The organism is Veillonella sp. 27098_8_77 (genome assembly GCF_041431535.1).
Taxonomy (GTDB): domain Bacteria; phylum Bacillota; class Negativicutes; order Veillonellales; family Veillonellaceae; genus Veillonella.
Map to the genome: position 1 here is coordinate 1 of NZ_JAPVXW010000011.1, position 11820 is coordinate 11820.

9 protein-coding genes are annotated in these 11820 nt (G+C 39.9%); 8 read left to right on the forward strand and 1 reads right to left on the reverse strand.

The genetic code is table 11. The features are described from left to right. On the forward strand, nucleotides 1–2455 hold a 2455-nt coding region (locus tag O3617_RS07185; protein ID WP_371449339.1), incomplete at its 5' end, for a YadA-like family protein. Between the two features lie 416 nt (nucleotides 2456–2871). Here O3617_RS07185 and O3617_RS07190 read toward each other — a convergent pair. Next, nucleotides 2872–3549, reverse strand: coding sequence for a metal-dependent hydrolase (locus O3617_RS07190; RefSeq protein WP_371449341.1), 678 nt, complete (start codon nucleotides 3547–3549; stop codon nucleotides 2872–2874). Nucleotides 3550–3654: 105 nt separating this feature from the next. On the opposite strand from O3617_RS07190, the gene moaC reads away from it, so the two are divergent. The 7 genes from moaC to O3617_RS07225 all read left to right on the forward strand — a co-directional run bounded on the left by moaC (nucleotide 3655) and on the right by O3617_RS07225 (nucleotide 11568). Then, entirely contained in the window at nucleotides 3655–4164 is a 510-nt protein-coding gene (gene moaC, locus O3617_RS07195) for a cyclic pyranopterin monophosphate synthase MoaC (protein WP_038123851.1), read from the forward strand. Nucleotides 4165–4276: 112 nt separating this feature from the next. Next, nucleotides 4277–4762, forward strand: a complete 486-nt coding sequence (gene trmL / locus O3617_RS07200) for a tRNA (uridine(34)/cytosine(34)/5-carboxymethylaminomethyluridine(34)-2'-O)-methyltransferase TrmL (protein WP_371449342.1) — start codon at nucleotides 4277–4279, stop codon at nucleotides 4760–4762. Nucleotides 4763–4881: 119 nt separating this feature from the next. Further along, nucleotides 4882–5250, forward strand: a complete 369-nt coding sequence (locus tag O3617_RS07205; protein WP_005378601.1) for a YlbF family regulator — start codon at nucleotides 4882–4884, stop codon at nucleotides 5248–5250. Beyond that, complete coding sequence (murB, locus tag O3617_RS07210; RefSeq protein ID WP_371449343.1) at nucleotides 5222–6154, forward strand: UDP-N-acetylmuramate dehydrogenase; 933 nt, start codon at nucleotides 5222–5224, stop codon at nucleotides 6152–6154. Before O3617_RS07205 ends, murB begins: the two co-directional genes overlap by 29 nt. A 217-nt stretch (nucleotides 6155–6371) precedes the next feature. Then, complete coding sequence (gene typA / locus O3617_RS07215) at nucleotides 6372–8183, forward strand: translational GTPase TypA (protein ID WP_038123845.1); 1812 nt, start codon at nucleotides 6372–6374, stop codon at nucleotides 8181–8183. 264 nt (nucleotides 8184–8447) lie between these two features. Beyond that, nucleotides 8448–9170 carry a DUF4198 domain-containing protein gene (locus O3617_RS07220; protein WP_038123843.1) on the forward strand — a complete coding sequence of 241 codons (723 nt, stop codon included), beginning with the start codon at nucleotides 8448–8450 and terminating at the stop codon, nucleotides 9168–9170. Between the two features lie 151 nt (nucleotides 9171–9321). After that, nucleotides 9322–11568, forward strand: a complete 2247-nt coding sequence (locus O3617_RS07225; RefSeq protein ID WP_038123841.1) for an autotransporter outer membrane beta-barrel domain-containing protein — start codon at nucleotides 9322–9324, stop codon at nucleotides 11566–11568. Nucleotides 11569–11820: the final 252 nt, after the last annotated feature.

Consider the following 11820-nt stretch of genomic DNA (forward strand, 5'->3'; position numbering starts at 1 on the left):
AGATGGTACCACTGTAGCAGGAGCAACGGCTGTAACTAACCCAGTAGCTAGCCTTGTAAATCCAGATGGTACAACAACTGGTGCTACAACTAAATTAACTAATATTGCTAATGGTACAGTTGCTTCTGGTAGTAAAGAGGCAGTCAATGGTGGTCAATTATTTGATGTAAAAACGGCGGCAGATGCTGCCAATACTGCAGTTACTACCAAAGGAATCAAATTTGATGGTGATACAGGTACAACTATCACTCGTAAACTAGACGAAACACTAAATATTAAAGGGAATACAGCAGCTGGTGCTGTATTAACAGATGGTAATATTGGTGTAGTTTCTGATGGTACAGATACACTGTTAGTGAAATTAGCTCGAAATATTGATCTTGGCACTAATGGTTCTGTTACAACTGGTAATACTAAAATTAGAAATAGTGGTTTGACATCTAAAGATGCTGCTGGTAATACAACTGTAGTAAACGGTTCTGGTCTATCTTTTACTGATAATGCTGGTAATGCTACTGGTCCTAGTATTACAAAAGACGGTATCAGTGCGGGTAATAAAACAATTAGCAATGTAGCAACAGCCGTTAATAGTACAGATGCCGTTAATAAAGGGCAATTAGATGCGGCGATTGCAGCAATCCCTACAACTGGAGGGGCGACTACACTTAAGACAGCAGCAGATAACAGTACGACAGGTACTGTAGCATTAGCGACCCAATCTCTTACAGTCAAAGGTACTGCTGACTATGTAACAACGGCTGCAAATGGTAATGCCATTACCGTTGATTTAGCACAATCTATCAAAGATAAAATTAATACAGCTGCTACTGTAGCTGGCAATGGTAAAGATGGTCGAGATGGTTCTAACGGTACAGCAGGAGCCTCTATCACTGGACCAACAGGTAAAGATGGATTAAATGGTAAAAATTTAACGGATAAAACGAATGCTATTCGTAATGGTGAAGCTGGTGTCATCGTGTACACAAATGATGCTGGTGAGCGGTTAGTAAAAGCTAATGATGGGAACTACTACAAGGCGGCTGATGTAAATGCAGATGGTACAACTGTAGCAGGAGCAACGGCTGTAACTAACCCAGTAGCTAGCCTTGTAAATCCAGATGGTACAACAACTGGTGCTACAACTAAATTAACTAATATTGCTAATGGTACTGTTGCTTCTGGTAGTAAAGAGGCAGTCAATGGTGGTCAATTATTTGATGTAAAACAAAATATTACTAATTTGACTAATACTGTTAATGGTGGATTGAACTTTAAAGGAGATACTGGCAATCAATTCAATAGTGCATTAGGTACGACTGTTAATGTAGTTGGTGGCACAACGGGTAATGGTACAACTAATAATGTTGTAGTAAGTTCAAATGGTACAGATACATTAACTGTTAAATTAGCTGAAAATATTGATCTTGGTACTAATGGTTCTGTTACAACTGGTAATACTAAAATTAGCAATAGTGGTTTGACATCTAAAGATGCTGCTGGTAATACAACTGTAGTGAATGGTTCTGGTCTATCTTTTACCGATAGTACTGGTGCGGCTACAGGTCCTAGCCTTACAAAAGACGGTATCAATGCGGGTAATAAAACAATTACCCATGTAGCAACAGCCGTTAATGGTACTGATGCAGTTAACTTGACTCAAGTACGAAATATGATTTCTGGTATCGGTGGCGGCGCACATAGTAAAGTTACCGAAGGTAATAATATTAAAGTTAAGGAAACACTAGACGATGCAACAAATGGTAAAGTATTTAATGTAGCACTTAAAGATTCTATCTCTGTTACAAATGTAACAACTACAGATGCAGCGGGTAACACAACTATAACTAATGGTAGTGGTGTAACTATCACTGGTGCTTCTAGTCCTACAAACCCTGGTACGACAGTATCCTTGACAAGTGATGGCTTGAATAATGGAGGTAACCAAATTCATAATGTAGCGCGTGGTACATCTGCTAATGATGCAGCAACTGTAGGTCAAGTACAAGAAGCTATGAGTGGTTTAAACAGTGCATTTAATGGTTTTGATAGTAAAATAAATACAACTGGTGCTAATGCGGCAGCATTGGCTGGTTTGAAACCAATTCAATACGATCCATTGGAACCAACTCAAATTATGGCTGCGTATGGTCATTACCATGATAAATCTGCTGTAGCAGTTGGTGTGGCTCACTTCACTAATGAAAGTACTATGCTCCACGCAGGTGTAACCCTTGATGACCAAAATAATATGTTCAATGTGGGGGTAACTAAAAAAATTGGTTCCTCAGCAGCAAAAAAAGCAATTCCTGAACGTTATAAAGGTGGTCCAATTAGCTCTATATACGTAATGAATGATGAAATTACTGCATTGAAAGAAGAAAATGCAAGAATTAAACAAGAAAATGAAGATACTAAAGCTAAATTAGCAATGGTTATGGAAAAATTAGGTTTATAATCTAAGGTATATTCTATAATACATGGTATGCGGATTAGGAAGGTAAAACGTATACAATTTCAGTTACTGGTAGTTAATCTGTTACTTATACAGGTTAAGAATTACAAAACAGCCCCTTAAACAAAAAAGCTATTAGTTGATTGAACCGACCCCTTAATGTTAGACTAAAAATCTTAAGGTTAAGGGGTCACTACATAATCAACTAATAGCTTATTTTTTATGTTTCTAAGAAAAAATGGGGTGAATATTATAGAGGGGGAGCTTATGGCAAATCATGTGTATATGCTAGTATTAATCTAACAAAAAAAAGAGACACCTGCTTTCGAAATCTGACTTTGGCCTGAGCCCCGAAGGGGCGAAGAAAAAGCCGGTGGAAGATTTCGGAAGTAGGTGTCTCCTCAATGGTCTATACTTGATTAGCTGTTTAATTCAATAGAAGAACCTGGATCGATAATAACCGCGGTTTGGTTGTATTTGCCTTCTACTAGGCTTGCGAATACGCCTGGTTCGCGGTCGATAACAGGCCATGTTTTGTAGTGGATTGGGATGGAGATGCGCGCTTTTACATAGCTTGCTGCAAGGGCTGCATCTTCGACGCCCATTGTGTAGTTATCGCCGATAGGGAGAAGTGCGTAGTCGATATCGCCAAAGCGGTTCAATAATTTCATGTCGCTAAAGAGGGCGGTGTCGCCTGCAAAGTATACGATGTCGCCGAAGAAGTTGACGATGCAACCTGCTGCGTGACCACCTGGTACGCCAGCGCCATGGAATGCTGGAACGATACGAACGGAACCGAATTCAAAGTCGTATTTACCGCCAAGGTGCATAGCATGTGTACGGCAACCTGCAGCAGCTGCTTTGCCAGCAACTTCAGCTGTAGAGATTACGAGCGCGTCGTTAGCTTTGGCAATGAAATCAGTATCGCCGTAGTGATCATCGTGACCGTGGCTGACGAAGATGTATTGGCATTTAATATCTTCTTTTTTTGCCATGTCCCATGTATTGCCCGTTAAGAATGGGTCGAAAATCATGGATACGTCACCGTTTGTTAGCATAAAGCACGCGTGGCCGAAATAAGTTAATTTTGTTTTCATAGGAACACTTCCTTCCTCATATATACTAATTTAATTATATTGTATAATAGAAATGAGAAAAGTAAAACTATTGATGTACATTTATACATAAAATAAGGAAATATTATGGAATTAACACATTTTGATGAACAAGGCAATGCGTGGATGGTGGATGTGTCCGATAAGGATTATACGCATCGCATTGCGGTAGCAGAAGGTTTTATAGCCATCAATGATGCTATATATGACCGCATTCAAGGTGGGACGATGAAAAAGGGTGATGTTTTGTCCGTTGCTCAATTGGCTGCCATTATGGGGGCTAAGCAAACGAGTAACCTCATCCCGTTGTGTCATCCTTTGATGCTTACGAAGGTGGAGGTCCATTGCCATCTTGTTGATGGTGAAAGTCTAGCTTTCACAACAGATACGCATAGTAAAGCGGTAAAGATTACGGCGACAGTTAAGACGACGGGGCAAACCGGTGTTGAAATGGAGGCACTTACGGCCGTACAAGTGGGGCTCCTCACTGTATATGATATGTGCAAGGCCATCGATAAGGGCATGATTATGGGGCCTACGTATCTCGTTGAAAAAGACGGTGGCAAGAGCGGACACTTTATTCGAAGTAATAAATAATCTTAGTGGTGTAGGGCTGTTTGTGTCCCACCTAGGAAAAATAGAATTCACTACTTGAATACGTACTGTAGATTAGGTAGAATAATATAGATATAAGAATAGAGGGAATGGTATGGAAATTGTATTATATGAACCGGAGATTCCTGGTAATACCGGTAATATTGCACGCCTTTGTGCGGCAAACCATATGACCTTGCATCTCATCAAACCATTGGGCTTTTCCATTGACGATAAGCACGTTAAACGGGCCGGCCTTGATTATTGGCATTTGGTAGATGTACAGGTACATGAAAATATAGAAGAACTATATGCGAAATATCCTGATCGTCGTTATTTTTATGCTACTACGAAGGCAAAACATGTGCATTCTGATGTGAAGTTTGAGATCGGTGATATGCTCGTATTTGGTCCTGAAACTAGAGGCTTACCTGAAAGTTTATTAGAAGGTAATGAAGAAACGTGCATTCGTATTCCTATGGTGGAAAAGGCGCGGTCTTTAAACCTTTCAAATTCTGTGGCTATTATTGCCTATGAAGCTATGCGTCAATTGGATTATCCAGATTTGAAAGAAGTAGGCAATTGGATTAGCCATAAGTAAAAGAATGTACGATGTTTGTGAGACTTGGCTTTTACAAAGAATAGTATATGCAATAAATGTATGATGTCCGTGAAAGTTAACTTTCACAAAGAATAGTGTATGCAATAGGGGGAATGAATATGAATTACGATAAAGCCCATGATTTAGCACACGCCATGCGTGAATCTGAAGAGTATAAAGAGTTGATGCAAGCGCAAGAGGCTGTAAAAGCTGACGCAGAAGCAACTGCATTGGTGCGCACATTTATGGCGCAACAAATGCAATGGGAATATGCTAAGTTGTCCGGCGCGCCTGAAGCAGATGATTTGCAAAAGAAACAAGAGGAATTGATGCCTCAAATTCAAGCAAATACTGCAGCGGCTAATTATTTGCAAGCGCAAATGCGTTGGAGCCAAGTATCTAATGATATTTACAAAATCATTAGCGAACCAATCACTGAGGGGATGAAAGTTTTAGATCATGGGGAAAAACAACAACCACAACATTAAGGCCCTACAAACGGCTTTATTAGAAAAATTACCAAGTACACGTGTACGAGAAGAGGAATATTTACGTCATCATACGACATTTAAAATCGGTGGTCCTGCTGATTTGTTCGTTGAACCTACAACGATGGCTGAATTGAGCTTTGCTCTTCGTACTATTCACGAGTTTGATGTGCCTGTTACCATTATCGGTTGCGGTTCCAATATTCTCGTGAAGGACGGTGGCATTCGCGGTGCTGTTGTATCCGTTCGACATATGACACAAATCATGGACTGCAATGATAATGTATTGTGTATCGGATCTGGGTATATGTTGAAAGACGCTTCTGAGTTCGCATGGGAAAATGGCTTGACTGGCTTAGAATTTGCCATCGGTATTCCTGGCACATTAGGGGGTGCCGTATTTATGAATGCCGGGGCTTATGATGGGGAAATGAGCCATGTCGTTACAGCTGTTCGAGCTGTAGATTTTCAAGGCAATATTAAAGAATACGATGCATCGCATTTAGATTTTGCCTATCGTCATAGTATATTCCACGATAATCATGAGGTTATTGGTGAAGTGATTATGACCCTTAAACCTGGAGACAAAGCTGCTATCAAGGCACGCATGGATGAACTTACAGAAAAACGGGAGTCCAAACAACCTTTAGAATTTGCTAGTGCAGGCTCCACCTTTAAACGCCCACCAGGGTATTTTGCAGGAACCTTGATTGAACAAACAGGCCTTAAGGGCTTATCCGTAGGTGATGCGCAAGTATCCCATAAGCATGCGGGCTTTGTTATCAATACAGGCAGTGCTAGTGCGAAGGATGTACTCGATTTAATTGCCGAAGTACAACGTCGCGTATATGACCAACATGGTGTACATCTTGAACCAGAAGTACGTATGATTGGTGAAGATTAATACAAACTAAATACTCATACAAGATTTCTTATGAACTGTTATTCTTTTTAAGGAGACGGGATGCATAAGAAATCTTTTTTTATAGTGTTTCCTTTGACATGATTGAATTAGTTACGTTATAATTAAGTGTTGCCAATTTTGGGAATATACCTATATAGCGACTTTCACAAGCGTTATATGATATAGAATATACTGAAGGAATTAAAGGGAGGATCTTATGATTCGCGAAAATCTTCGTAATGTAGCGATTATCGCCCACGTTGACCATGGTAAAACTACTTTGGTGGACGCATTATTAAAACAAAGCCATGTGTTCCGTGAAAATGAAAAGGTAGCAGAACGCGTAATGGACTCCAATGATTTGGAACGTGAACGTGGTATTACTATCTTGTCTAAAAACACTGCAGTTATGCATGATGGCATCAAAATCAACATCGTTGATACTCCAGGCCATGCTGACTTCGGCGGCGAAGTAGAACGTGTACTTAACATGGTTGATGGCGTATTGCTTCTCGTAGATGCTTACGAAGGTCCAATGCCTCAAACTAAATACGTTTTGCGTAAAGCATTAGAACAAAAATTGAAACCAATCGTAGTTATCAACAAAATCGACCGTCCTGACCAACGTGTTAAAGAGGTTGAAGATGAAGTTCTTGAATTGTTCATGGAACTTGAAGCTGATGATGACCAACTCGATTTCCCTGTAGTATACGCATCTGCTCGTGCTGGTGTGGCTAAAACTAACTGGGATGACGAAGCAGTAAATATGGAACCATTATTTGAAACCTTGATTAAAGAAATTCCTGCACCACAAGGTGATTTGGAAGGTCCTCTTCAATTCATGGTTACTACACTTGATTACGATAACTTCATCGGTAAAATCGCAGTAGGCCGTATCGTTCGCGGTAAAATGAAACCTAATCAACAAGTGGCTATCATGACTGGTGAAAGCACTCGTAAAGCGAAAATTGGCCGCGTATATACATACAATGGCTTGAACCGTGTTGAAACTGACGAAGCACAAATGGGTGATATCATTGCATTCGCTGGTATCGACGATATCAATATCGGCGAAACTGTAGCAGATGCTGAAAATCCTGAAGCATTGCCATCCATCTCCATCGACGAACCAACATTGTCCATGGTATTCTCCGTAAACAACTCTCCGTTCGCAGGTCGCGAAGGTGAATTCGTTACATCCCGTCACTTACGTGATCGTTTATTCCGCGAAGTAGAAACTAACGTTTCTATGAAGGTAGAAGAAACTGATTCTGCCGATGCTTTCAAAGTATCTGGCCGTGGCGAATTGCACTTGGCTGTATTGATCGAAACTATGCGTCGTGAAGGCTACGAATTACAAGTAGGTAAACCACGCGTAATCTTTAGAACTATTAACGACAAATTGTGCGAACCATTAGAAGCATTGACTATCGATGTACCTCAAGAATTCATGGGTACTGTAATGGAAAACCTTGGTCAACGTAAAGCTGAATTGACTAACATGGTTGAATTGGCTGGTTACCTTCGCATGGAATTCGTAATTCCTGCTCGTGGTTTGATCGGTTTCCGTGCACAATTCTTAACAGCTACAAAAGGTAATGGTATCATGAACCATGTATTCCATGGTTATGCACCATACAAAGGCGAAATTCCTTCCCGTACACGCGGTGCCTTGGTAGCATTCGAAAATGGCGAAACTACACCATATGGTTTGAACTCCGTTCAAGATCGTGGTACATTGTTCGTTGGTCCTAACCAAGACGTGTACGCAGGCCAAGTTATCGGTGAAAACACTCGTGAACTTGATATGGACGTTAACCCATGTAAGAAAAAACACGTTACTAACATGCGTTCTAGCTCCTCTGATGAAGCAGTTCGCTTGACTCCACCTCGTATCTTCTCCTTGGAACAAGCTCTTGAGTGGATCAACGATGACGAACTTGTTGAAGTAACACCTGAAAGCATTCGTATGCGTAAAACAATCCTTGATCGTGCTGCACGTGCGAAAGCTGCAAAAAATAAAAAATAATATCTATACAAGATATATGAAAACGACACTTCTGGTGAGTGTCGTTTTTATATTTTTATAAGGTTTGGATATTCCTGTTTATTATACACATATGAAAATTAGATGATAATCTTATCAATTATGATAGATAAGCATAGTAATGCCTGTATATACAGAGTATGCATAATAGCTTGATTATACGGGTATAGGTATATACGAAACCTCTATAAATTTGTATAATAATAGCAAGTTTGTTGATACAAGTTATTGATTATGGAGGTTTTTATGAATAAGAAATTATTAGCATCCTTATTTGCTGTAGGTTTGGCTGCAGGCTGTGTATGCTCTTCCGTTGACGCTCATGGCGTATTCTTCGCTAACCGTACCGATGAAAAAGTCCTTGTTCTTGGTGAAGGCCCTGTAGATAATGCCTATACTGCAGATATGGTAAAAAATATTACTGGCTATGATGTTCAAGGTAAACAAATTCCAGTACAAGTTGTTAAACATGAAAAAAATGTAGCTATTGTTCCACCAGCAGATCTTGGTGTTACAGTAACTAATTTTGACTATGGCTACTGGACTAAAACTAAAGATGGCAAAATGATTCATAAACCAATTACAGAAGTACCAGATGCTGTTAAGAGTACACATGCTATCAAATACGATATTCACTATTGGAATGCACAAGCTAAACCTTTCGTAGATAAAAATGCTTTCATTCAAATCATTCCATCTGTTAACCCATTGACACTTAGAAAAGGCGACACTTATGAAATTCAAGTATTGAAAGATGGTAAACCTTATGCAAATGCACCTCTTATCAAAGACTTGGTAAATGATTTGACTGGTGAAGCTAAAGCTGATGAAAATGGTAAAGCAACAGTAGCAGTTACTGCTGATGGCTTAAATGTAGTGGGCGTAGAAGTAGCATTCCCTACACAAAATAAAGGGGAACAAAATAAATACTTTAGTGCATTGTCCTTCCTCATTTCTCCTGAAGAATAATCTGAAGCCTATTTCTACTATTCACTGAGTGTGTGAATGAATACAAGACCTCCTAAGTTGGACTCAGGGGGTCTTTCTATGTTTTGAGAGCATTTAATCCAGTCTGTTAAGAGTGTAGAGTGTGACTGGCTAAGAAAGAAGAGAGATTTATATGAAATTACATCGTCATGTATCGGCAGTAATGGCTGCTTTGGTATTAACAGGTTTATCTTATTCTGCTGGGGCTACTGATATTAATGTATCTAGTGATAAAGCAGAAGAATTGCTAGGCTTATCGATGGGATCCCCGACACAAACGCAACCTGAAGTTAAGCATATTGAAGATACATTAACAGTTAATGTACATGGTAAAAGCTTGACCGATGAAGGTAAATCTAAAAACGTAACAGGTATTTACAATGGTTTTGGGTCCCAGTTAACGGTGGATAAAGATCTTGTAGTACGTTTAAAGAATGATGCACCAGCATCTAAAAATGAATTGGGTCACTATTATATGAGTGCTGTTTACGCTGGTTACGGCGGTAAGGTGCCACGTCTTAGCAAGGACAATCCTGATCGAGATTTTGGGGATACCAATATTCACGTCAAAGGTAATGTAGATATTGATGCTATCGGCTCTGGTTTACAAGTCAATCAACGAGGTCATATCCTTGTTGATGGAGGTGGTAAGATTATCACTCATCCAGTAGAAACATCTGATACCTATTCTGTAGTAGCAGAAGAAGGGGATGTATATGTTAATGCAGGCGCTGATGGCAAACATCCAGGTACTAAGGACCTAGTTGCTGTTGGCAATGTGGGCCTTATCAACAAGGACTATGGCCGCGATCCAAATCATAATGTTGAACCAACTAATATAGCGCTAGCTTTCACAACACCTAACTCTAGCCTTACCGGTGCTGTTTTGAATGAATATGCTGAAAGTAAGAAAAACCCTCATAATTCTGGTGCCGATATTTATTTACAAAATGGCGGTACTTGGAATAATGAATGGATTGGTAAGGACCGTCCTACACCAAGAAAAGAACGTCCATCAGGGGATAATGCGGCGTACCTATATAAGGGAAGTAAGGTACGCAATCTCGTAGGCGGTGCAAATCCAACGGCAGCGGGTATCATTCATCCTATCGATGCACGTCCAATTACCATTCAAAACTATAGCGGCTTTGTGAATGCTGATTATAAGGCTGGTGTACCGGCTAGTGAAGAAGGTAAGGGGCAAATTATTATCCAACACGCCGCTGATAATAGCCATGTAACGGTGCAAGGGGATAGTGCAAAAAATCTAACTGATGATGCAAGTTACCGCGCTGAAATGCAATCGTTGGCGAATAAATTACAATACACTGGAAATGATAAAAAATTAGCTACTGCAGTCCAAATCAATGAAGGTGTAACACGCCCTGCAGCTGTTGCAGAACTTGGTACAGATGCATTTGATTCGCAAGGTAATCTCGTTGTGGGGAATACAGCGACTGTTAAACACGCTGGAGAATCCTCCTTAGTAAGTGGTACAAAATCTGCTCTTGCATCTACGGCTATGGCATGGCGTAATAATACAAATGATTTACAACGTCGTTTAGGTGACCTTCGTTTAGCTAATACGGATCAAGGCGTGTGGGCTAAATATATTGGTGGTAAATCAAAGATTACAGATGGTGCTGATGCTCGTATGACCTATAATGGCGTTCAAGTTGGTTATGACCATAAGGCATCGAATGGCTGGATCTTTGGTGGTGCCCTAGATTACAGTACATCTAGCAATTCCTACGCCGTTGGCAGTGGGGATGGTAAAATCGGTGGCATTGCGCTATATGGCACAAAACAACATGATGATGGTCGTTATCTAGATATCATCGCTCGTGGTAACCGCTTATCCAATAATTACAAACTCTACTCCGTAGGTGGACAACGTGTGAACGGTGATTACCACACATTTGGCACATCCTTGAGTGCTGAATACGGTAAGCGCATTAAGAAACAAAATGGCTTCTATATTGACCCAAGCGTAGAATTTATCGTAGGACGTTTGAATGGCGTATCCTATGATGCCAATATTGCCGGCGGTGGATCCATGCATGTGAAAGCTGACGGTGTTAACTCTGCTGTGGGCAGATTAGGTTTTGGTATTGGTAAAGAAACAGAAAAATCCAACATCTTTGCAAAACTCGCATTGGCTCATGAATTCTCCGGTAAGATGAATACAACCTATTCCGCACCAGGCAATCCAACAGTAAAAACAGAACTTGATTTGAAAGATACTTGGCTTGATGCTGAAATCGGTGGCTCCTGGAGCGTTCGTCCTAGTACATACCTATATGGCACATTTACGAAAAACTTTGGTGCTACTATAGACAATACATGGCGTATTGATGCGGGGGTACGACATAATTTCTAATTGAATAAATAGAATTGCACTATAAGTTCTATCTTAATTTTCTTGTATAGATAGAATTAAGTTATAAGCTACATTTGATGGAATGAGTTTGGTATATTATTGAACTCATTCCTTTTTTTGTTGATTTTATAGATAAGAAGTTTGGTCGTAGCTAATATATATAATGTAAATAAGATGAATTTTTTCGTGTTTTGGAGTACAATAAATGAAATGTTATATTGCATATTGAGGGAAGTATATGTAATAAAGGGA

Coding starts and splice junctions, on each gene's coding strand:
- O3617_RS07190 (WP_371449341.1), bottom strand. CDS start 3,549: ATGAAAACAAAATTAACTTATTTCGGCCACGCGTGCTTTATGCTAACA.
- moaC (WP_038123851.1), top strand. CDS start 3,655: ATGGAATTAACACATTTTGATGAACAAGGCAATGCGTGGATGGTGGAT.
- trmL (WP_371449342.1), top strand. CDS start 4,277: ATGGAAATTGTATTATATGAACCGGAGATTCCTGGTAATACCGGTAAT.
- O3617_RS07205 (WP_005378601.1), top strand. CDS start 4,882: ATGAATTACGATAAAGCCCATGATTTAGCACACGCCATGCGTGAATCT.
- murB (WP_371449343.1), top strand. CDS start 5,222: ATGGGGAAAAACAACAACCACAACATTAAGGCCCTACAAACGGCTTTA.
- typA (WP_038123845.1), top strand. CDS start 6,372: ATGATTCGCGAAAATCTTCGTAATGTAGCGATTATCGCCCACGTTGAC.
- O3617_RS07220 (WP_038123843.1), top strand. CDS start 8,448: ATGAATAAGAAATTATTAGCATCCTTATTTGCTGTAGGTTTGGCTGCA.
- O3617_RS07225 (WP_038123841.1), top strand. CDS start 9,322: ATGAAATTACATCGTCATGTATCGGCAGTAATGGCTGCTTTGGTATTA.